12 protein-coding genes are annotated in these 22660 nt (G+C 72.4%); 2 read left to right on the forward strand and 10 right to left on the reverse strand.

Going from position 1 to position 22660, the window contains the following annotated elements; all coding sequences use genetic code 11:
• Positions 1 to 6188: amino acid adenylation domain-containing protein (locus ABZY45_RS14360; protein WP_356739702.1), on the reverse strand; the 6188-nt coding region annotated here is incomplete at its 3' end.
• A 757-nt stretch (positions 6189 to 6945) separates the two neighbouring features.
• Between ABZY45_RS14360 and ABZY45_RS14365 the strand changes: the two genes are divergently transcribed.
• Positions 6946 to 8154 carry a M23 family metallopeptidase gene (locus ABZY45_RS14365; protein WP_356739704.1) on the forward strand — a complete coding sequence of 403 codons (1209 nt, stop codon included), beginning with the start codon at positions 6946 to 6948 and terminating at the stop codon, positions 8152 to 8154.
• A 113-nt stretch (positions 8155 to 8267) separates the two neighbouring features.
• Here ABZY45_RS14365 and ABZY45_RS14370 read toward each other — a convergent pair whose 3' ends face one another.
• The 7 genes from ABZY45_RS14370 to ABZY45_RS14400 all read right to left on the reverse strand — a co-directional run bounded on the left by ABZY45_RS14370 (position 8268) and on the right by ABZY45_RS14400 (position 17468).
• Complete coding sequence (locus tag ABZY45_RS14370) at positions 8268 to 8993, reverse strand: ABC transporter permease (RefSeq protein WP_356739706.1); 726 nt, start codon at positions 8991 to 8993, stop codon at positions 8268 to 8270.
• Positions 8986 to 9903 (reverse strand): ABC transporter ATP-binding protein, encoded by a 918-nt coding sequence (locus tag ABZY45_RS14375; protein WP_356739708.1) that lies wholly within the window; start codon positions 9901 to 9903, stop codon positions 8986 to 8988. The genes ABZY45_RS14370 and ABZY45_RS14375 overlap by 8 nt, the downstream gene beginning before the upstream one ends.
• Before the next feature lie 170 nt (positions 9904 to 10073).
• The gene (locus ABZY45_RS14380; protein ID WP_356739710.1) at positions 10074 to 11258 is read right to left on the reverse strand and encodes a S8 family peptidase; all 1185 of its coding nucleotides are present in this window, start codon (positions 11256 to 11258) and stop codon (positions 10074 to 10076) included.
• A gap of 266 nt (positions 11259 to 11524) precedes the next feature.
• Positions 11525 to 12544: a HAMP domain-containing sensor histidine kinase gene (locus ABZY45_RS14385; protein WP_356739712.1), complete on the reverse strand. Its 1020-nt coding sequence runs from the start codon at positions 12542 to 12544 to the stop codon at positions 11525 to 11527.
• A 3-nt stretch (positions 12545 to 12547) separates the two neighbouring features.
• A complete protein-coding gene (locus ABZY45_RS14390; RefSeq protein WP_356739714.1) occupies positions 12548 to 13240 on the reverse strand; it encodes a response regulator transcription factor in 693 nt (230 codons plus the stop codon).
• A gap of 135 nt (positions 13241 to 13375) precedes the next feature.
• A complete protein-coding gene (locus ABZY45_RS14395) occupies positions 13376 to 14155 on the reverse strand; it encodes a PAS domain-containing protein (RefSeq protein WP_356739716.1) in 780 nt (259 codons plus the stop codon).
• A gap of 571 nt (positions 14156 to 14726) precedes the next feature.
• Positions 14727 to 17468, reverse strand: a complete 2742-nt coding sequence (locus ABZY45_RS14400) for a helix-turn-helix transcriptional regulator (RefSeq protein ID WP_356739718.1) — start codon at positions 17466 to 17468, stop codon at positions 14727 to 14729.
• Positions 17469 to 17780: 312 nt separating this feature from the next.
• On the opposite strand from ABZY45_RS14400, the gene ABZY45_RS14405 reads away from it, so the two are divergent.
• Positions 17781 to 20204 carry a LuxR C-terminal-related transcriptional regulator gene (locus ABZY45_RS14405; protein WP_356739720.1) on the forward strand — a complete coding sequence of 808 codons (2424 nt, stop codon included), beginning with the start codon at positions 17781 to 17783 and terminating at the stop codon, positions 20202 to 20204.
• Between the two features lie 30 nt (positions 20205 to 20234).
• Here ABZY45_RS14405 and ABZY45_RS14410 read toward each other — a convergent pair whose 3' ends face one another.
• Entirely contained in the window at positions 20235 to 20942 is a 708-nt protein-coding gene (locus ABZY45_RS14410; protein WP_356739722.1) for a LuxR C-terminal-related transcriptional regulator, read from the reverse strand.
• Positions 20943 to 21267: 325 nt separating this feature from the next.
• Complete coding sequence (locus ABZY45_RS14415; RefSeq protein ID WP_356739724.1) at positions 21268 to 22641, reverse strand: peptidase C39 family protein; 1374 nt, start codon at positions 22639 to 22641, stop codon at positions 21268 to 21270.
• Positions 22642 to 22660 lie beyond the last annotated feature (19 nt).

A 22660-nucleotide genomic window follows, 5' to 3' on the forward strand; every position in this document is an offset into this window, starting at 1 on the left:
TTCGACCACCGCTCCAACGCCCCGTAACTCAACTCCACATCACCGAACACCACCGCAACCCGATCCGGAAACGCACGAGCCCGCTCCGAGAACAGTGACGGGAGTGTCGCGGGGCTGAGCGCACGCTCGTTGTGGTCTCCGGTGCCCTCGTGGAGCAGCCGCGCGAGTTCGGTCCCTTCGAGCATCGTCAGACGCCGCACCCGTCGGCCGGGATCGGCCAGCGCGGCTGCCAGCAGGACCTCGAAGTGGTCGGCCATCCGCGCGACCGTCTCCGCCCGGAAGAGGTCGGTGCTGTACTCGAAGCCGACGTGCATCCCCTCGGGGGCGGCCTGGATCATGAGGGTCAGATCGAAGCGGGCCACGCCCACGCTCATCCCCTCGGCCATCAGCTCGTGCATCCACGGTTCCGGTTCCACCTGGTCGGAGGCGTGCTCGAGGAAGGGGAGGCTCTCGTCCGCGAACATCACCTGGAAGACGGGGTTGTGCGCGAGGCTGCGGGTGGGCCGCAGGGCGTCGACCAGTCGGTCGAAGGGCACCTCCTGATGGCTCTGCGCGTCGAAGAGCTGCTTGCGGACCTGCCGCAGGACGTGTCCGAAGCTCGGATCGCCTCGTAGATCCACCCGCACGGCGACCGTGTTGACCAGGAAGCCGATCATGGATTCAAGCTCGACGCGGTTGCGGTCCGCGATGGGCACGCCGATGACGACGTCGTCCTGACCGCTGTGGCGGGCCAGCAGGATCGCGTACGCGCTGAGCATGGTGATGTAGTTGGTGACCTGGTGCTCGCGGCTGACCTCGGCGAGCTGCCGGCTCAACTCGGGCGAGAGCTGCCGCCGCAGGAAGTCGCCCGTGAAGGTCTGCACGTCCGGGCGCGGGAAGTCGGTGGGCAGGGTGAGGAGTTCGGGAGCGCCCGAGAGCCGCTCCTTCCAGTAGTCCAGCTGGAAGGCGAGCCTGTCCTCCTCCTCCGGCCGGTTCTGCTGCCACACCGCGTAGTCGGCGTACTGGATCGCGGGATCGGGAAGCGGGGAGGGCTCGCCGGCGGCCAGGGCCTCGCAGATCCGGAGGAACTCCCGTCCGAAGAGACCGATCGAGTAGCCGTCGAAGACGGTGTGGTGCGCGCTGAAGGCCAGGAGCTGCCGCGCGTCCGGGAGCCTGAAGAGCCGGGCCCGGAGGAGGGGTCCCTCGACGAGGTCGTAGGGCTGGTCCCACCAGTCCCGGATCTCGGCCCGTGCTCGCTGTTGGGCCCGTTCGCCAGGGATCCCCGAGAGGTCGGTCTCGGGCAGCTCGGTCTCCCAGCGGTCCGCGACGACCTGCCAGACCTGGCCGTCCTCCTCCGTGAAGACCGTGCGCAGGGTCTCGTGCCGCCTGATCATCTCGTCCAGGGCGTCCCGGAGCACCGTCGCCCCCAGGACCGGGGGAAGGGGCACGAGCCAGTTGACGGTGTAGGAGGTGGTCCCGGGGCTCAGCCGGTCGATGAACCAGAGCCGCTGCTGGTCGGACCCGGCCGGCAGCAGGCCTCCCCGGGGGGCGGGGGTGAGGGGGCGCGGCTGCGAGGGCTGCTTCTCCTCCTGGCGGCGCTGCAGTTCGCGCGCGACCTCGGCGATCGTGGGCAGTTCGAAGAAGAGGCGGACCGGCACCTCCAGCGAGAACACCTGCCGGATCCGGGCCACGAGCTGCACGGCGAGCAGCGAGTGTCCGCCCAGCTCGAAGAAGTCGTCCAGGACGCCGACGGGGGTGCGGGACAGGGTCCGCTCCCAGATCGGGACGAGCAGGGCCTCGGTGGTGTTGCGCGCGGGGACGTGTGTCCGCGGCCCGGCGGAGGCGGGTGCCGCGGGGAGCAGCAGGGCGCGACGGTCCAGCTTGCCGCTCGGGGTGACGGGCAGGGCGTCGAGGGCGACGATCCCGGCCGGCACCATGTATCCCGGAAGCCGCTCGGCCAGATAGGTGTGGAGCCGGGGGATCAGCAGCTGCTGGATCTCCGCCTTGAGCGGCTGGTTGGCGTATGCGGACCAGTCACGGGATTCCGGGCCACGGAGCTCCCGGTCGCGGGGCTCTCGGCCGTGGGATTCCCGGGGCTCCCCGGAGCGGGTGACGTACTCCTCCGCGTGGGGCGCGGGCGGCACGTCGGAGCGGGTGAGCAGCACATGGAAGGAGCCGTCGGGGCCGTGGCTGCTCCAGTCGGCGGAGGCCTCGTAGCCGGCCTCGGCCGCGAGCTCCCGGACGTCCTCGGGGTCGAGGGCACGGCTGGGGTGGTCCTGCGCCCGCCACGCCTCGGCGGTGTCCGCTCCGGCCCCGCTCTTCACCCAGCTCAGCGTGCGGACCGCTGCCTCGACGCGGGCGTTGGGGACTCCGGTGAGCCTGAGCCTGGCGGGCCGCTCGCCGGCCAGCCTCGCGCGCAGCCCCGCGAGGGTGAGCCGGTGTGCGGTCCAGTCGAGTTCCGGCACCGGCCCGGGCGCGCCGTCGCCCGTACGGTCGTGGGCGGGGCCCACGTGCAGCACGGCCTGGTAGCGGAACATCGACATCTCGTTGCGGTGACGGCCGCCCCGGGGCCGGATCTCCACGCGGACGACCCGGCCGGTCGATGCGGCCCATTCCCTGAAGAGGGCCGGATCGAGGGCCAGTTCCTCCTCCTGCTGCATGCGGCGCCTCACCCGCTGCCGGAGCGTCTGCGGCGTCGTCGCGCCGGAGGCGTGGTGCAGCTCGACGTCGGCGTGGAACGCCTCGAGCAGCGGGAGGCTGCGGATGTCGCCGACGACGATCCGTCCGCCGTCGGCGACCCTGGAGAGTGCGTGGTCCAGCACGCGCAAGAGGTAGTGGACGTCGGGGAAGTACTGCACGACCGAGTTCACGACGACGGTGTCGACCTCGTCCAGCTCCAGGTCGTGGAGGGAGTCCGCCTCCCGCTGGTGCAGGACGACGGTGTCGCGGAGTTCGGGCAGGGAGTCGAGGCGTCCGCGCACGGCGGCGAGGGCAGCGGTGGAGAAGTCGGTGCCGTAGTAGCGGCGGCACTCCGGCGCAAGGGGGAAGAGCAGCAGGCCGGTGCCGCAGCCGATCTCCAGCACGGCGCGCGGCCGGTAGCCGCGGATCAGCTCCACGGTGTCGTCCTGCCAGGCGCGCATCTCCTCCACGGGGATGGGGCCGCCGGTGTAGCTGCTGTTCCACCCGGAGAAGTCGTTGCCGTCCTCGGCGTCTTTCGCGGCCTGCGGATCGAACGCGTCGTAGACCTCGCGCCAGCGGTCGACGCGGCCGTCCGTCAGCGCGTCCGCCTCGTCCTGGACGGCGCTGCGCGCACGCTGCGGGTGCAGGACGACGTAGGACATCAGGGTGCGGTCGCCGGACGCGTCCTCCCGGACCACGGTCGCGGCGTCGTGGACGACGGGGTGCTCGCCGAGCGTGCTGTCGATCTCGCCGAGTTCGATGCGGTAGCCCCGGATCTTGACCTGGGAGTCGGTGCGGCCGAGGAACTCCAGGTTCCCGTCCTCCCGCCACCGTGCCGTGTCACCCGTCCGGTAGATGCGCTCGCCCGGCGAGGTGACGAAGGGCGAGGGCAGATATTTGCTCGCGGTCAGTCCGGGTTCGTTCGCGTAGCCGGAGCTGAGGCAGTCGCCGCCGATGTAGAGGTCGCCGGGTACGTCGAGCGGGCAGGGGCGCAGGCTCTCGTCCAGGACGTAGTAGCGCGCGTTCTGGATGGGCTTCCCGTACGGGATGCTCGACCACGAGGGGTCCACCGTGCCGACCGGGAAGCAGTTCGACCAGACGGTCGCCTCCGTCGCCCCGCCGAGGCCCACGACCTGGACGTTCGGGAAGGCGGCCTTCATCAGCCCGGGCGAGTGGACCGGTATCCAGTCCCCGCTCATGAAGATCAGCCGCAGGGAGTGGGAGACGGTCCCGTTCGCGACCTCGCCGTCCGTGGGGAGGAAGGGTGCGAGCTGCATGAGGGCGGCGGGCGCGGAGTCCCAGAAGGTGATGGGCTCGTCCCTCAGGAGGGCCAGCAGGTCGGCCGGCTCCCGGACGTCCTCACCGGTGGCCACGCGGATCGATCCGCCGGCGGCGAGCACGCCGAAGACGTCGTAGACGGACAGGTCGAAGGTGAGCGCGGTGATGAAGAGGATGCGGTCGTCCGGACCCACCGAGAAGGTCTGGTTGACCCATTCGATCAGGTTCACCGCCGGGAAGTGCTGGACCGCGACGCCCTTGGGGGTTCCGGTCGAACCGGACGTGAAGATGATGTACGCGATGTCCTCGGGGGTGCCCTGCGGCGGGAGGTTCTCGCTGGGCAGGGCGGCGAGACCGGCCGAGGGGTGCACCGTGTACGGGCGGCCCGCGGGGTCGTCCTCTCCGGCGAGGGAGGCTTCTTCCTCGGGCGCGGGGCCCACGCAGACGATGTGGGCGAGGTCGGGCAGCGGATCGGCCTCCAGAAGGCGCGGCACCAGGGCGTGCTGGGTGAGGACGCAGGCGGCCTTGAGCGAGTCGATGATCCAGTGCCAGCGCTTGGCGGGGGCGTTGACGTCGAGCGGGATGTACGTGGCACCGGCCTTGAGGATCCCCAGCAGGGCCGGGATCATCTCCGCCGAACGCTCCATGAGGATCACGACCTGGTCGCCGCGGCCGAGGCCGAGACGGTGCAGCCGGTGTGCGACCTGGTTGGCCTGCTCGTTCACCTCACGGTAGGTACGGCGCTCGTCCCGGAAGAGCACGGCCAGGGCGTCGGGGGTCTGGGCCGCCCGCCGCTCGAAGAGCTCGTGGATACAGGCGTCGCGGGTGTACGGCGTGTCCGTGTCGTTCCACTCGTCGACGAGCTGCGTGTACTCGGCCGGGGTGAGAAGGGTGAGTTCTCCCAGGCGGGCGTCCGGCCGACGCACCAGCTCGGCCAGGATCCGTCCGAGGTGACCCGCCGTGCGCTCGACCGCCCGGGTCGTGAAGCGCCCCGTGTCGTGATGGAGGGTCAGCGTGAGCCGTCGGCCGTGCGTCACCACCAGGCTCAGCGGGTACCCGGCGTGGCTCTCCTCCCGGACCGGGCGCAGAAGGGTGCCCTGCGTGCCCTCCCGTTCGTCCTCGATCATCAGCACGGTGTCGAAGAGCGCCTCGCCCGAGCCGGCTCCGCCCCACTGCTGGACCAGCCGCAGCGGGCTGTACTCGTGCTCCAGGACGTCGGCGTACTTCTGCTGGAGGCCGCGCATCCAGTCGGCCCAGCCTGCCGAGGGCGGCACCTCGGTGCGCAGGGGGAGGGTGTTGATGAGCAGCCCCACCATGTCGTCGGCGCCGGGCAGCCCGGCGGGCCGGCCAGGGGTGGTCACACCCAGCACCACGTCGCCGGCGCCCCGGTAGCGGCTGAGGAGGAACGCCCAGGCGCCCTGGACGAGCGTGGTGAGGGTCAGGCCGTGCGAGGCGCCCACGGCGCGCAGCGCCTCCGTCTCCGGGCCGTCGAGGACCAGTGACACCTGCCCGTACGCGGTGGGCGGGGCCTGCGCGGCGGTGTCCTCGTCGGTGGTGGGCCTCAGCGCGAAGGGCAGCGGCGCGGCCGGCGGGGCCGATCGCAGCTCCTCGCGCCAGAAGGACTCGGACAGCCCCACGTCCTGGCGTTCCCACCAGTCGACGTACTCCTGGAAGGGCGTCACCTGCGGCTCCTCCAGGGGGAGTCCTGAGATCAGGGAGGCATAGGCCTGCTCCACCTCCCGGAGGATCCTCGCCTGGCTCCGGGCGTCCAGCAGGAGGTGGTGGAAGCTCCACAGCACCCGGTGAGCGGTGTCCGTCAGCCGAGCGACGTGCAGACGCCACAACGGCGCCTCCTCCAGGACGAAACCGCGCTCCCTGTCCTCGGCCGGCAGTTCGCGGAGCCGGGCGGAGCGCTGCTCCTCGTCGAGGGAGCGCCAGTCCTCATGGACGAGAGGCACCTTGACGTCGGCGCGGACCGTCTGCACCGGCCGCCCGCCCGGCCCGTCGTGAAATCCCGTCCGCAGGACGGCGTGCCGCTCCGTGACCAGGGCCCAGCTGCCGCGGAAGGCTTCGAGGTCGAGATCCCCGGCCACGTCGAACTCGGCCTGAGCGTGGTAAAGACCGGAACTGCTCCCGTGGCGGGACTGGAAGAGCATGCCCTCCTGTGTGGGGGACAACGGGTAGGACGTTTCCGCCCTCCGGTCGTCGGGCAGAGCGAGGGACATTTCCACCGGGTCACGAAAAGTACTCAAGGCCGCAATCCTCTGAAGTCATGAGAGAGGGAGCGCGCTTCCGGCCGGCCGGAACGGAAATGCGGTCATGGACCGTCCGTTCCTGGACGTGCGGGCGCGCCGAATCGGTCGTTCTTTCCGGACCCGGGCAGGGACCCGTCAATATCTCGTCAGTGAGGCGTAGGTGTACGGCACAATTCCTGATCCGGCGGTCCGCCGAATCGGCGCGCCGCTCCTGAGAAGCCGGGCACCGCGTCGGCCGGTGCGTGCGGGGACCAGGGGCCACCCTCCGCGGCGCCTAAGTCACCACGGCATGAAATCGCTGGTCAACAGCCCCGTACGAACCATGTCCCGATGGCTCGCCCGCTGGGTGCGAGCGCACCGTGCCGGATGTTCCACGTCTTCCCAATTCAAGTCTCCCCGACGCGAACAACGCGTGTACGACTCACGACGAATGGGACCTCGACGGCACGGCCCTCAGTGGGCCACACGCATTCGAGCCTTCGACAACGGTCGGTATGCTCATCCAGCCCTCGGAGCCGTGTCAACCGTCCCGTCGTGCCGCCGGACCGCATGATCGATATCCGGCAACGGTGTCGACCCGACTTTCCGGAACATCATTTCAGCAGGTCAATGCCGAAATCGCGGGGAAGACGCCGGAGCGGATCGCGGCCCGCGGCCGGCCACGCTCGGCGGAGGCCGGGAACCATGACTAGGTAATCAACCATTCTTTTGACGCGTGGAAACCGGACAGAGGCCCGGCGGCTAGGCTTGACACATGTCATGGACCGGCACGGCTCTTCCCTTTCTGACCGCCGCTCTGATTCTGCTTCTCCTGGCCGCTGTGCACCTGTACCTCTACCGGCGTGTGGTCGAGGACGTCTCGCGTGCGGGTTCACCGTGGCGGCGCGTGGGCGCCGTTCTGGTGGGGCTGTCCGCCGCGGCCACGGTGTCCCTGCTCCTCGCCGGGCCCGCGGAGCCTCCGTTCGAGGTCGCGCGCCTCCTGACCGTGACGGGTGACATCTGGCTGCCGCTGCTGGCGTACCTGACCGGGGCCCTGCTCCTGGGCGAACTGCTGCGCCCGCTGCTCCGACGGCTTCTCGACCGGCGTGCCGCGGCCCCGTCCCCGCTGCCCGCCGGCGGGGAAGGCTTGCCCCTCACCGACGGCGGGGCAAGCTCCACGCGGCGGATCTTCGTCGCACGTGGCGTCGCGATCGGCGCCGCCGCGTTCGCGGCGGCGGGCACGGCGGCCGGGGCCTCCGGTGAGCCCTCCGGGCAGCGCCCGGGGGCCCGGGCCGTCGAACTCGCGCTGCCCTTCACGGGGTTGTGGCGTGTCAGGAACAGCCCGGCGCGGCGGATCCCCAGTCATGGGACCGATCTCTTCGGCAGCAGTCACGCGGTCGACTTCCTCGGGGTGGACGAACGCCACCGCACGGCGGGCAGCCGCAGCTGGCGGACGTTCTTCGCCACCGAGCCCCCCGAGCTCTTCGTCAGCTTCGGCCGGCCCGTCCTGGCCCCCGGTGACGGCATCGTGGTCGCGGCCCACGACGGGGAGCCCGACCACGAGGCCCGCAGGTCCCAGGCGGCCCTGGTTCCGTACATGCTGGGCCAGGCTGCCCGCGTGCGCCGGGGGGTGAACGCGATCGCGGGCAACCACGTGGTCATCGCGCTCTCCGGGGAGGGCGGGAAGGGAGCGTACGTGGCCCTGGTGCACCTGCGTTCCGGCTCGGTCCGGGTGTCGGAGGGACAGCGGGTGGTGACCGGGCAGCAGCTCGCCGACTGCGGCAACAGCGGCAACTCCACCCAGCCCCATGTGCACATGCAGGTCATGGACAGCTCCGACCTGTCGGTCGCGCGGGGTCTGCCGATGCTGTTCCGGCGCTTCCGTGAATGGCCGTCCGGCCCGAAGGACTCCCGGATGCGGGATCTGGCGGTTCCTGGCGAGGAAGCCGTGATCGAGTCGTTCACGGCACCGCGGTCCGGCTGAACGGCCCATCCCCGCAGTCGCGTTCGCCACTCACGGACATGCGGGAGCGGCGCTCCCGGCCCAGGGGGGAGCCAGGAGCGCCGCAGGGGTGTCGGCCCGTACCGCTGAAGCGGTCAGGGCCGCCGGGCGGTCATCCGGTAGGTGATGGCGAACCCGATGAGGGACCAGACCGCCAGGACGGCGAAGGGGAGCCCCGCCACTCCCCCGGGTGGTGTGTCGAGCGTGTCCCGCACGGCCTCCGCCATGTACTGGAACGGCAGCACGGCGTGCACCGCGGCGAACCAGTCGGGCAGCCGGGACGCCGGGAAGGTGATCGGCGAGAACATCAGAGCCACGAACACGACGAGCTGGGAGATCAGGCGGGCGACCGCGGGCGACAGCCCGTACCCGATCCCGTAACCCAGGCCGATGGCGGTGAACGCCGTCAGCAGGACGGCGGGGAGGACCAGCGGACTGATGTCGAGGGAGAGGTCGAACCGCAGGCTGGCGACGACGAGGGCGGCCACCATGCCCGGCAGGGCGGTGAGCAGGGCCACCGTGGCGTCCGAGGCGACGAGGGCGCTGCGGGGCACCGGCAGCGACCGGTTGAAGTCGAAGATGCCTTCCTGCTTCGAGGAGGCGACTTCCTGCGGTCCGATCACCATGCCGACGGTGATCAGCCCCAGCACGGGGGCTCCTGTGGCGAGGTAGAGCGCGGTGGCGTCGTCCATCTCGGGCACGAGGTAGGCGAATCCGACGATGATGCCGACCGCCAGACAGGTCTGGATGACGAGGTTGAGGGGCAGCGTCGCGCGGCTGCGCAGCCCGGTCCACGCCAGCAGCAGGCCGTAACTACGCAACCAGTGACTCACTGTGCTCCCCCTTCTCGTCCTGTGCGCTCTCGTCGGATCCGGTCTCGCCGGCCAGGTGCAGATACACGTCCTCCAGGCCGACGGGGACGAGCGCGAACTCGTCGATGTCTCCGGCCTCGCGAAGTTGCTGGGCCCAGGCCAGGGCCGCCGAAGCGGCGCCGGAGTCCAGGGGGATCGCCACGCGCCGGGAGGCGCGTACCGGGGGCCCGGCGGCGGGGATGCCGGCGGGGAGAGGAGGAATGCCGTCGGCGCGCACGGCCGTCAGTTCCAGCCGGAACTCACCGACGGCGCGCGAGCGGAGCTGTGCGGCCGTGCCCTCCGCGAGCACCTTGCCGGAGCCCAGCACGACGATCCGGTCCACACTGCGCTCGGCCTCCGCCACGTTGTGGGTGACGAGCAGGACGGCGCAGCCCTGGTCGGCCAGGGCGCGGATCTGCTCCCACAGCAGCCTCCGCCGGACCGGGTCGACGTCGTTGGTGGGCTCGTCGAGCATCACGACCCGCCCGGGACGGGCCGCGGCCATACCGTAGGCGGTCAGTCTCCGCACACCGCCGGAGAGACGCTCGCCACTGGTGTCCGCCCAGGTGCCGAGGTCGAGGGCCGCGATCAGTTCGTCGGTGCGCACGCGGCTGTCCTGCTTGTTCATCCCGCGGATACGGGCCATGGTCCGGATCGCCTGACGGGGGGTCACACCGGCCAGGGGCGCGTGCGCCTGGGGCATCACCGCCACCATCCGGCGCACCTTCGCGGGCTCGGCGACCGGGTCGCACCCGTCGACCCGGATGGTGCCGGACGTGGGGACGGCGAGTCCGGCCACCTGGTTGATCAGGGTGGTCTTGCCGGCTCCGTTGTGCCCGAGGAGGCCGACGACCTCTCCCGCCGCCACCTGAAGGCTCACGCCGTCATTGGCGCGGGTGCCGTCCCGGTAACACTTCACGAGATCTTCGATGATTAACAAGTCTGCCGCCGTTGGGTCGGGAAAGAGGTATGGGCTGCGGGGCCGCGGGCGGCGCCCGCCCCGGCCGGCGGTGCCGGACCGGTCGGGGGAAGCTACCCGCGGCACCGGTGTCAGTACGCCACGCGCAGGAGTTTGTCGGCCGTGCCGGCCGGTACCCCGGTGAGCGCTCCCTTCACCGAGGCACGGTCCAGCGCGGCACCCACATCGGCGGGCGTGGCACGGGGGTGCCGGCCGAGGTGGAGTGCGGCCGCTCCGGAGGCGTGGGCCGCGGAGACGGAGGTACCGGAGGCGGTGAAGGTGCCGCCGCCGGGCCAGGTGGAGGTGATGTCGACGCCGGGGGCGTAGAGGTCGAGTCCCGTGCCGTAGTTGCTGAAGGAGGCGACATGGTCGGCACAGTCGGTGGAGCCGACGGTGATGGCCTCCGTCACCCGGGCCGGGGACGAGTGGGAGATGTCGTCGGCGCTGGCGCCCGCCGACATCGCGTAGGTGACTCCGGCGGCGAGTGAGTTGCGTACCGCCTCGTCGAGCACCTCGCTGACGGGGGCGCCGATGACGAAGTTCGCGACGGACGGTCCGTGCGCGTGCTCCGTGACCCAGTCGATGCCGGCCACCACCCCGGCCAGCGTTCCGCCGCCCTCGGCGTCCAGGACCTTCACCGAGATCAGGTGGGCCTTCTTGGCCACGCCGTGCTCGGTGCCGCCGATGATCCCGGCCATGTGTGTGCCGTTGCCGTTCTCGTCGCTGCCGTCCCCGCCGAAGGCGTCGAAGCCCGGGCGGGCACGCCCGCCGAAGTCGGGGTGCCCGTAGTCGATGCCGGTGTCGATCACGTAGACGTCCACCCCGGCGCCGGCCGAGCGCGGGTAGCTGTACGAGCCGCTGAGGGGCAAGGCGCGCTGGTCGATCCGGTCGAGTCCGCAGGACGGCGGGGACGACTGCGTCTTCGGGGCGGCGGGCGGGCGTCGCAGCAGGGAGTTCTGCTCGACCAGGCGTACGTCCGGGTCGGCGGCCAGGCGCGCGGCCTGGGCCGCGCTCCCCGTGGCCAGCACACCCTCCAGGGCGTGGTCGTACGTCTCCTCGGCCCGCATGCCGTACTCCGTGACGAGGTCCGGGCCGGCCCCCTCCTCGAGGAGCACCAGGTAACTGCCGTCCAGGGCACCGTCACTTCCGGCGTTCGCCACGGTCCCCGTGTCCTCGGCGTACCCCGGGGCGACCGCGGTTCCCATGCACAGGAGTACGCCCGCGGTGAGTACGGTGACGGTTCTGGCGCGGCGGCCGGTCGACCAGGCTGATGCCACTTCTTCTCCTCGGCTGAGTTCTGCGTTCCGCGACCACGCCCTCACCACGGAAAGCGGAGGTTCGAGCCCTCCGCTTCCCGGGCCGGGAGAACGCCACAGCGAATCCCGCCAGGTCGCCCGAGCCCGGTGGTCGGCCGCCCCCACGGTCCCAGTGACACCCGCGTTTCGGTCCCGAAATCCACGAGCGCTATAAGAACTCCCAGTTTTTCCGCGGTGTCCGGGCGCCGCCGAGGGCATGACACGCCTCACCGGCGAAGCTGTTCGCCTCAGCGGAACGAGGTGCTGCCGGACGGCCCGGGTCCGGCGCGGGGCAGGCGCACCGCGACGCGCAGACCATGGGGCGCGTCGGCGGTGAAGGTGAGCCGTCCTCCGAGGACGGCGGCGAGCTCGTCGGCGATACTCAGGCCCAGACCGGTCCCGGGGGCCTCCCCCGTCGCCGGGCTCCGCCAGAACCGGTCGCCGATCCGGTCGAACTCCCCCCGGGCGAGTCCCGGCCCCTCGTCGGCCACCTCGATGGTCGTCACGGGACCCGCGTCCCGCACGAGTACGGTGATCCGCCCGCCCCGGGGACTGAACTTGACAGCGTTGTCCAGAAGGCTGTCCAGGATCGAGCCGGCGAGGACCGCGTCGACCAGGAGCACGGCCGTCGAGTCGGAGTCGACCTCGATGCGGAGCGAACGGCTCTCGGCCTGGGGACGCCACGCCGTGACCCGGCTGGTCACCAGGTCCATGGCGGGGGTGCTTCCGGTCCCCACGGTGTGCGCCGCGCGTGCGGAGGCCAGTTCCAGGAGCCTGCCCACCATGGCGGCCAGCCGGTCCATCTCCTCCCGGATCAGCTCCACCTCCTGGCGGGTCTCCCCCTCCACGCTGAGGGACAGGGTCTCCATACGGAGACTCAGCACGGTCAGCGGGTTGCGCAGTTGGTGCGAGACGTCCGTCAGGAGGGAGGACTGCCGCTTGCGGCACCTGCGTCCGGCCTCGGCCAGGTCACCGAAGGCCGCGTTCATACGCCGCAGTTCGGGCGGCCAACGGGCGGGTGCCGGGCCGGAGCCCCTCGGGGGGCCGTCGAGGAGATCACGGGCCGCCCGCGCCAGTACGTCCAGCTGCCGTCGGTGCCCGGTCCACCGGGACCACGTGAGGACGGCGACCGTCACGGCGAACAGGTGGGGCATGTCCGCCGTACCGGGGAGGCAGGCTCCCTCGCGGGCCGCCCCGGCGGCGGAGGAAGGCGACCACAGCAGAAGGACGCAGCAGGCCGTCAACGCACTCGCCAGTCTCATCGTCATCGGCTACACGGCACCGTGGGCCGAGAGCCGGTGTCCGCCTCCTTCGACGGATTCGAGGAGGTGCGGAGCGCCGAGGCGTTCGCGCAGTGAGGAGATGTGGGCCGGGAGCGACTGTTCGAGTTCCGCGCGGTGGAGGCGCATCATCTCGTCGACGAGCCGGCCGGCGGGCAGCGTCTCGCCAGGCTGCCGTGCGAGGGCGACCAGGATGCCGAACTCCTCGGCGGACAGTTCGGTGGGGACGCCGTCGACCAGCACCACCCGTTCCCGCAGATCGATGCGTACGGGTCCGGCGAGCAGCAGCCCGCCGGGCGGGTCCTCGGCGTCCTGGTGCGCGCCCGCCCGCTGACGGCGCATCACCGCGCGTAAGCGGGCCAGCACTTCGGCCAGATTGTAGGGCTTCACCAGATAGTCGTCCGCGCCGAGATCGAGTCCTCGCACACACGAGTCGTGGTCGGCGCGGGCGGTCGTCACCAGGATCGGCACCGAGCTCACCGCCCGCATCCTGCCGCACAGGGCGAGCCCGTCGCAGTCCGGCAGACCGAGATCGAGGAGGACGGCGTCCGGACGGGACCGTTCGAGCAGCTCCATGGCGGCCTCGCCGGTGGTGGCGCACACGGCTTCCAGGCCCTGCTTGGCGAGCGCGGACCGCAGGGCCGCCTGTACGCGCTCGTTGTCCTCGACCACCAGTAGTCTCAACTTCGCCCCCGTAGCGCTCGGATCCCGCCGCGGTCACGGGTCAGCCGGCGCGTCCCGCGCGGCCGAGGGGCGTTGCGTCACGACGGTGGCGCACCGCACCACGGGCCCCACCCTACGAGGGCCCCGGACCGGCGTCTACGGTCGCGGATCCGGGCGGCCGTCCTCCGGCCGCTCCCCCGCGTCGGGGTCGGCCCGGATGTGGTCGGGAAGGAGCCGGGGCGGCCAGCAGCCGGGGGTGAAGACGCCCATCGCGTACGCCTTGGCCGCCAGGGCCGTGCGGTTGGGTACCTCGAACTGCCGCAGGAGGACCCCCACGTGGTACTCGATGCCCTGTCGGCTCAGGAAGAGCTTGGCCGCGAGACGTACCGTCGGGTCCCCCGCCGCCACTCCCTCCAGCACCTTCGCGGTGAGGGGTGCGAGCTTCCACCTGCCGTCCACGGGTGACGCCCTGTCGCGCCCACCGGTCTCCGCCGGGGTGAACTGGACGATGAGCACCTTCACCTGGCCGGCGTCGTCCCGCACGGGGTGGGCGGTGAGTCTTCCGGAGACCGCCGTGCTGTGCAGGGAGGTTTCCACGGAACGGTCGCCGGAGAGGGTCTCGGCTCCCTGGACCAGCCGGCCGAAGCTGCCGAGGACGTGCCGGCGCACACTCGGATGGAGGAAGTCGGCGAACTCACGCCCGCGCATCTCCTCGGGCAGCCGCCCGCAGCGGGCACTGAGCGCGCTGTTGACCGATCTCACCCGGAATGCGGTGTCCAAAAGGGCGAGTCCGATGCCGGATCGCTCGAACAGTAAGAGGAACGCGTCGCGGTAATCCTTGCAGGGAATATCCGCGTGCGGCAAAGACGGATCGATATCACGCAATGCGTCGATGGAGTTCAGCACATCGACGGGTTCCAGCACGTCGGACTGCACAGGAGATCTCCCTTCAGCGCTCCGCGGAGGCCCGCTCTTCACCCTGCTTCCTGCCTCGGCCATGTACACCAGACATTCCTCGCTTTCGCCATTTCGTGTATTCGGCCGACGTCCAGCACAGTAATGAGGGCGAACGCCGGGGTGCAATGGGCACCGTGGCCGGGGGCGCAACACTGTGGTCGGCGTGACTCGGTTCGGAGCAGCCCCGGCACACCGCGCCGACCGGCGAGGACGCCCCGGTGCCGCGGGCGGATGTCCGTTCCGGCACACGGTGATCACCGCGCGATGTCCGGACCGCGCCGTTGCGGCACCTGAATGCCCGAACAGCCTGCTCCGGCTACCCGAAAGTAGCCCGTTCGGTGCACCGATCGGTCAGCCGGCGATCCCGTTCGGGCGGACGGGACGGACCGGGGCCCCTGGGCGGGTGGCGCGGTACAGGTGCGCCTGAGCGTGCGGGCGGTAGGGAGCGGTGGCGCGCGGGCGCACGACAGCACGGGCGATACGGAGCGGCGCGGGCGCACGACGGTATTGGGCGGGTACGGATCAGCCCGGCGGCGCACGACGGTGCGTGTCAGAGCCGCTCGGAGAGCATGCCCGCGGCGAAGGCGGCCCTGCCCGCCATGCGCCGTACGACCGGCACGAGTCCGCTCCTGCCCTCGACGTCCATACGGCGGTAGACCCGGGTCAGGGTCTTCTCCACGGCCCGCCGCGTGACGCCGAGCGCGGCTGCCGTCTCCTGGTTGGTGTGCCCGAGCACGACGAGGGCGGCCACCCGGCGTTCGGTGTCGCTGAGTCCGCGGCCTCCGGGCGGAACGGCGTGCCGGGGCTCGCCGCGGAGGGTTCCCGTCCAGCACCACAGCACCGATTCGCCTGCCGCGTCGGCGATCCGGTCGGCCTCCGCGAGGAGTTCGGCCGAGCCCGGCCTGCCCGCGGCCCTGAGCCGGCTGCCGTACGCCGTCAACGCCCGCCCCAGCTCCAGCGTGTTGCCGGTCTCCCGGAGTACGGAGACCGACTCGGCGAGCAGGGACAGTGAATACGCGCCACCGACGACGGTGCCCCACAGGCGCAGGGTCCTGCCGACCTCGGAGTGGGATCCGGCCGTCCTGGCGGCCTCGCAGGCCCGGGACAGCAGGCGGAGGGCGTCCTCCTTGCGCCCCGCGCGGAGCAGCGGAGCCACCGACCACAGGTCCACCGGGAACAACGCCCGGCTGGACCAGGCCTTCTCCTCGGCCAGACGCGCGGCCTTGAGCAGTTCGTCCAGCAGGAGCGGCAGTTCGGTGACCGGCGCCGAGCGGGCACGCAACGCCCGGTCGGCCAGGCCCGCCAGCGAGATACCCACCCCCTGACGCTCCTCCAGGAGGGCTCCCAGCCGGCCGGAGAGCTGGGTGTCACCCGCCTCCAGGGCGACGGACGTGAGACCGACGACAGCCGGCCAGTCGTCGTCCGTCAGGGGCCCCGGCGCGACCGCGCAGGCGTCCGACGCGTCCGCCCAGGCGTCCGCCAGCCGGCCGGCCTGGAGCGCGCCGTACGCGCGCCAGCTCAGCAGCCGTGTCACCAGCGCCTCGTCCCCCCGTTCCCGGGCCGCGACCAGGGCGGAGCCCAGCCAGCGGCTCACGGGCCCGTCCACCCCGGTCGCCGTGCCGGCGGCGATCAGGAGTGCGGGCGCCGCGTGGGCGGAGGCCTCCTGAGGGGCCTCCTGGCCGAGCAGCCGGCGCACCAGACCGGCCGCCTCGGCGCGGGGCAACCGTCCGCCGAGGGTACCGGCGAAGACCAGGGCCGAGGAGAGTTCGCGTTCCGCCGCCGACCCGGGTCCGCGAACCAGCGTGCGCAGTCGCTCGACCGCGTCCTGCGGTGCCTCCGGGGCGGCCACCGTGCCCAGCCGTACGCGCGCCTCCAGCCGCAGCGCGAGACCCTCCGTGTCGGCGCCGGAGTCCCGCAGGGCCTCCGGTCCCCCGGCCGAGGCCAGCACCGAGGCGGTCTGCGGGGCGGTGAGGAACAGGGTGAGCGGGACGCCGGCCACGACCTCGGCGCGTTCCCGGACCGAGGTGAGCAGCTGGTTCGCCTGGACGGCGTGGCGCAGCGCAGCGGAGGTGTCCACACCCTGCTCCGCCGTGGAGAGGGCGGCGAGGAAGGTGCCGCGTTGCGCGCTGTCGGGCGGGAACTCCCGCAGTGCCCGGCGGAGGCAGCGGATCGCCAGGTCGACGGATCCGCGCCGCAGCAGGTCGTCGGCCGCGTCCCCCAGCACTCCGGCGGTTCCGGCCCATTCGCCGGGGCCGATCTCCAGGAGGTGGGGGACGATCCGTTCCGGCGGCGCTCCGCTTCCGTGGAGCAACTCCACGGCGCGGGTGTGCAGCGCGGCGCGGCAGGCGGGCGGGAGCCCTTCCTCGGCGATCTCGCTCACGCAGTCCCACAGGACAGGGGGCTCGCGGTGGTCCACGTCCCAGCCGAGGCGGAGCAGTGCGCGCCTCCCCTCGGCCAGTTGGGCCGGATCGAGGCCCGAGAGCCGGGCGAGGACGGCGGCGTCGCCGGTGTCGCCCAGGATCACCGCACAGTGGGCGAGCCGTCGCGCGGACTCCGGCTGACCGTTCATCACTTCGGACACCCGGCTCCGCAGACTCTCCGGGGCCGGCCGGGCGCGGGTGGCGTCCAGCAGGTCTGCGGGGGCGACAGCACGTGAGGTCCTCGCGCGGTCCAGCAGGGAGACCAGCAGGGCGGGGTTGCCGCCCGTCGCGTGGGTCCAGTCGGAAAGCTGGGTTCCGGTGAGTGTTGCGCCGCGCTCACCGAGCAGTGCCCGGACGCCCGCACGCCCGAGCGGCGCCATGCTGATCACGTGGTCGGCGGCTGCCAGCAGATCGTGTACGCACGGCCGGTCGGTGCGCGGGTCCCCCCGCCGGAACGCCGCCACCACGAGAAGCGGGACGGTCCGCGGGCCGTCGCACCAGCGGGCGAGCCCGGCGAGGGAATCCCGGTCGGCCTCGTGCAGGTCGTCGAGCAGGTAGACCTCCGGGGGGCCCGAGTGCGTGCCGGGTCCGGGCGGACCGAGGAGTCCGGTGGGGCGTGGATCCCTTCGCGTGCCCACGCCACGGCCGTGGCGTACGGCGAAGCCCTCGCCGGCGGCCAGGCCGGCGACGGTGGCGAGGAAGGCCGTACGGCCCGCGCCCGGTGGGCCGACGACCGCCAGGAACACGGCGCTGCCGCCCCGTACCCGGCTCATCGCCGCCCGGACGGACGCGACACCGTGCGTCCGGCCGCGGGTGACCGGATCCCCGCTCGCGGTGGGCGCCGTGAGGCCGTCGTCCCCCTGAGCCGTCATGTCCGCACCGCCTCCGGGTGCCCGGCCGCGAGAGATCGCGGACATCCGGTCCGAGCTTCCTCCGGGGGCACTTCGGTCCGGCAAAGCTTCGGGGCACCCTTCACGGTCTCGGCACGAGGCCGTCTACACATGACACAAGATTTTCATATAGTAACCAACGTGAGCTCGAGCCGATCAGAGCACGGACGTCATTTGAACCCTCCTCCGGCCTTTCGAACCACGCCCCAGCCCGCGGACACATCCCCGGCGCGTTCCCTCTCCACGGGGACCCAGTCCCTCTGGATCCCGCCGGGTCGATACGGCGCCCACTGCGTGGTGGTGGTCGGCGGCGTCGGGCACCGGCCCGCGGACGCGCTGGTGCGTCACGTCGGCCGGCTGAGCGGACGGGAACCGAGCGTCCGCCGCGTCGTGTGCCGCCACGAGGAGGCCGTCGCCGAACACGCGGCGCTGCGCCGGTTACTGAACCTGCACGGGTGCGATTCCCACCCGCGTACGACGCGGCGCACCGCTCAGCGTCTGGTCGAACGGTCGCTGAACCGCGCCCCGTTGGTGCTGGCTGTCGACGACGCCCAGTGGTGCGACGAGGGCACGATCCGCTGGATCGACGGGCTGATGCACGGCTCGGCCGGGGCCCCGCTGACCGTGCTGCTGAGTCTGACCGACGACATCCCCGCCGTCTCGGCAGCGGCGTTCGAGGCACTCGTGCTGCGCGACACCTGCACGGTGGCAGGGGGGCCTCCCCTCTGGCGGCCCGGCGTCAGAGGGAAGGCCCCCGCGCCGCCCGGCGCCGGCCCCGCCTCGGCCCCGCCTGGGACCGCTGGGCCCACCGGGGCCCCCGCTCCGGAGACTGCCTGGTCGCCCGGCAGCCAGGAGAACAGGCTGCTGCGGATCGTCCGGGCGGCCGTGCTGCTGCGCAGCACCGATCCCGATCTCGTCAGTCAACTGGCCGGACTGCCGCGGCAGATGACGGACCGGCTCCTCGGGACGGCCCTGGACCGCGGCCTGCTCCCCCGGCTCGACCCGGTGCTGGGCGCTCCGGCCGAGCTCGACCGGCTGATGGCTGCCCTGCCCCTCGCGGAGCGCGAGCAACTGCGCGCCCAGGCCGCGGAGATACTCAACGACGCGGCCCGCCCGGCCCGGCAGGTCGCCGAACTGCTGCTGGGCCTGCGCACCCTGGACCGCCCTTGGATGCGAACCCTGCTCAGGGAGGCGGCCGTGGCCGCCTTCCGTGAACAGCCGGCCACCGCCGTGTCCTTCCTGCGCCGGCTCCACGAGGCCGTGCCGGACGACCTCACCGTGCGCGCGGAACTGGCCGCCGCGCTCACCGACATCGACCCGGCGGACGCACTGCGGCACCTCGACGAGGTACTGGCCCGCTGCGACGACCCCGAGGTCAGGACGTTCGCCTCGGGAGCCCGGAAGCTGACAGCCCTCATGACACATCGCCTCTCCGATCGTCCCGTAGCGCTCGGCGCCCTGTTGCGCGAGCTGCCCCACCCTGCCTCCTCCTTGTCGTGCGGAGGTCCCGCCGACGACCTGGCGCTCTCCGCCCGGGCCCTGCGCACCGCGCTGACCGGCACCGACATCGGTGCCGCCGTCGCCGATGCCCAGCGGGTCCTGCGGACCGACCGTCCGCGCGCGGCGTGGGCGGCCGTCGCGGCCTCGAGGGTGCTCGCGCTGAGCGACGACACCGGCTCGGCACTCGCCCATCTGGACCGGGTGGCCGCGTACAGCCTGCGCCGGGAGGAGGACTGGGCCCTCGGCCACGCGGGAGCGAACCGGGCACTGCTGCTGCTGGAGTCGGGACGTACGGACGAGGCGGCCGAGGCGGCGCTGGCCGCCACCCGGCTCGCGGAGGCGCAGGGCGGTGCGGCCGGTAACCCTCTCGCATCCATCGCACTGGCCCTGACGTCGGTGGCCCGCGCCGACATCACGGGGGCAGCGGCGGCCCTCCGCCGCCTCGACGGCCTCGACCTCGGCGATTCCGTCTGGGAACACCATCTCCGTCTGACGGCCAGAGCCTTCGTCGAGCGGGCCCTCGGCCGGCCGGCCGAGGCCCTGCGGCTGCTGGAGGCGTGCGGTGCGGGTCTCGACGCGGCCGGAATCGGCAATCCCCTGTTCACGACCTGGTGGCTGCACAGCGCGGAGCTGCACATGAGCCTGGGGCTGCCGGGCCCCGCCAGGGAGCGGGCCGAGCACGGCCGGCGGCTGGCCGAGCGCTGGCCCACGGCCCGTAGCACCGGGCTGAGCCTGCTGGCGCTGGGGACCGTGGCCACGGGAACGGACCGGGTGGACCTGCTCACCGAGAGCGTGCGGGTGCTGCGCGACTCCGCCGACCAGCACGCACGGGTGCTGGCGGAGATACGTCTCGGCAAGGCGCTGCTGCGGCGTGGGGACGACAAGGCGGCACGAGGCAGGTTGCACGCCGCACGGGGTACGGCCGTGCGGTGCGGCATGACCGCCGTGGCGGGTCAGGCCAGGGCGGCGCTCGCGGCGGCGGGCGGCCGTCCCGCGTCGGTGACCCTCACCAAGGCGGAGCGGCCGGTCGCGGAGATGGCCGTGGCCGGTGCGTCCAACCGGTCGATCGCGGACACCCTGTGCTTGACGGTGCGCACCGTCGAGTACCACCTGACCAGCGTGTACCGGAAGCTCGGCGTTACCGGGCGCGCGGGCCTCGCGCAGCGGCTCGCCGCGTCCACCGGACACGGAGCGAGCCCGCCCGGCGAGGAACGCTGAGCGCGGAGGACCTGCCGCAGGCGGCGTCGCTCACCCGCAGTGCGCGCCGCCCGTACCCACGAGCCCCTCGCGCAGGGCGACCGCGACGGCTTGCGTGCGGTTCGGGCAGTTCAGCTGGGAGAGCACGAGGGCGACGCTGCGCTTGGCCACGTGTTCGGAGACACCGAGCGCCTTGCCGATCTGCTTGTTGCTCAGCCCGTCGACGAGAAGTTCCAGCACCTGTCTCTCCCGGTCGCCGAGGCGACCGGTCGACAGTCCGGCCGCTGTCCGCGCCCCCACGGCCCGCACGGGTGCCGCGGCCACCGGCGCCGGACGGGGCAGCAGGCGTTCGCCGCCGGCCACCCTGCGCAGGGCCTCCTCCAGGCCCTCGGTGGTCAGCGCGTCCTGGTCCAGCACGCCGTCGCACGCCAGGGCACCGCCGGACGCCACGCGCCGGACCTCCGCTCCGGGCAGGATCAGCACCACCCGGATCCCGTTCCTGCGGACCACGGCGGCCAGGTCGGCCGCCCAGCCGTCCTCACCCGCCCCGTCGCCGTTCACACACCACAGGGCGAGCACATCGCAGGACAGGACCAGCATCTGGAGCGCGTCGACGGGGGCGGCGGCCCCGAACTCCCCGGGCGGATGGACGGAGTACTGCTCCACGAGGGGGGCCTCCTCCAGCATGGCGGCGAGCCCCTGGCGGGCCACCTCGCCTCTGGCGACGACCGCCACTCTGACCGACTCCGACGTGTTCATGTGCCGCTCCCCGTCCGCCCGACCGACTGCACGGCGCGATCCGGCCAACTCCCGGCACCGTCGCACGCATTGGCGATTATCACTCGGCACGGAGCTCCGCCGTTCCCTCCGGTTCGTCGCGATCTCCTCACGGACGCAACCGCCTGGTGACGCGCGTGGAGCTTCCGCACCGGTACGGTCACGAGGGTGTGACAGCCGGGCCGACGGACTCCGGAGGGCGCGGATTATCAGCCGTCTCCGGCCTCCGGCGGGGTGGGGCCGCACCCGGGTGGACGAGCGGGCCGCCCACGGCCGCCGGGATCCGGCGGCCGTGGGCCTCACACGGTCACATCAGGCCGAGCGCCCGGAGCACGAGACGCTGACGCGCCGTCGGCAGCGCGGGCCAGTAGACGTAGCAGACCCCGCCCGTACCGCCCCTGACCGCCCCGTTCGCGTCGTAGCGCTTCGTGCGGAGCCAGATGTTCTCCCATTCCCGCCGCCGGTAGACGTGGCGGACCGCGTCGTTGTCCGGCGACGCGGGGTCGTTCGCGATCACGTCGCCCTCGGCCGTGAAGCCGATGACCGTCATCAGGTGGCCCGAGGTGCCGTAACCCGCGCCGGTCAGCTCGCCCTTGAAGAACGACTGGGACGTTATGACCGGGATGCCCGCGCCGATCAGCGCCTCCAGTTCGGTCAGCGACCCGAGCCGGGTGACGGCGGCGCTCATGTCCCGGTAGGTCGAGGCGTAGGCGGCGTTGAACGGCCAGTTGCCACACCCCTCGTACTGGTAGTCGAAGGTCTGGCGGGCGGCGTGGCAGACCTGTGGGTCGGCGATGCCCGGCTTGACCCACGCGAGGTCCTCGGCCGTGGGCCGCCGTCCCCAGTACTCGATGATCATCTGCGAGGAGGTCGGGCTGCACCAGGCCTCGCCACCGTTGTCGTACTCCGGGTACTCCCCCACGTGGACGTTCTGCGAGTAGCGGGGCACGGCGAGTTCCCGTACGACCCGGGGCTCTGTGGCCGGGACCGTGAAGCGGTCCGGGACGTCCGACGCCATGGCGCCGATCCGGTGGACGGTGGGGGTGATGCGGCTACCGGGTGTGCGGTACAGGGTGAGCCGCAGCCGGTACGAGACCAGGCGCAGCCCGCTCGCCGGGTCGTCCAGCGAGAAGGTGTCGGTCCAGATCGTGCTCCTGCCGTCGGTCTGGTCGTCCACGGAGGTCCGGCGGATGTCGGTGTCGCCGGCGGCCCAGCGGCCCATCACGTACCAGGGCGTGTCCGTGCCGTCCGAGTAGCTCCCGCGCAGTTCGATCTGGATCCAGGTGCCCTGCGGGGTGTGCGCGTTCCAGGAGGCGATCACCTCGGTGGCCGGGACGGCGGAGCGGTGGACCGGCGAGGTCCAGGTCGCGTACTCCCAGGTGGCGCTCGTACCGGTGTGCGGGTCGGTGTAGTCGGTACTTCCGACGGGAGCGGAGATCACCAGGCCGGCCCGGCGGCCGGCGACCGCGCGGGTGCCGTCGGCCGTCCCGCTCCGCCAGTCGGAGTACGTCGTCCAGAAACGGTTGTCCACGAGCGAGGCGGCCGCCGGGGAGGAGGAGCGGGAGCGGGAGGTGCCGGAGGGAGCGGCGGCGGCCTGAGCGGCGGAGGCCGCAGCGCCGGCACCGGCCGCTGCCGCGATCGCGGCGGCAAGCACGGTCCTGCGTGATGTCGGTCTGGTCATGGGCGAGACCCCCGGTCGG

The sequence above is a fragment of the Streptomyces sp. NPDC006516 genome, from assembly GCF_040611875.1.
GTDB lineage: Bacteria > Actinomycetota > Actinomycetes > Streptomycetales > Streptomycetaceae > Streptomyces.

Bases quoted from the DNA above. Each gene is read 5' to 3' on its own strand.
- ABZY45_RS14365 (WP_356739704.1), top strand. From the start codon at position 6,946: ATGTCATGGACCGGCACGGCTCTTCCCTTTCTGACCGCCGCTCTGATT.
- ABZY45_RS14385 (WP_356739712.1), bottom strand. From the start codon at position 12,544: ATGACGATGAGACTGGCGAGTGCGTTGACGGCCTGCTGCGTCCTTCTG.
- ABZY45_RS14400 (WP_356739718.1), bottom strand. From the start codon at position 17,468: ATGACGGCTCAGGGGGACGACGGCCTCACGGCGCCCACCGCGAGCGGG.
- ABZY45_RS14410 (WP_356739722.1), bottom strand. From the start codon at position 20,942: ATGAACACGTCGGAGTCGGTCAGAGTGGCGGTCGTCGCCAGAGGCGAG.
- ABZY45_RS14415 (WP_356739724.1), bottom strand. From the start codon at position 22,641: ATGACCAGACCGACATCACGCAGGACCGTGCTTGCCGCCGCGATCGCG.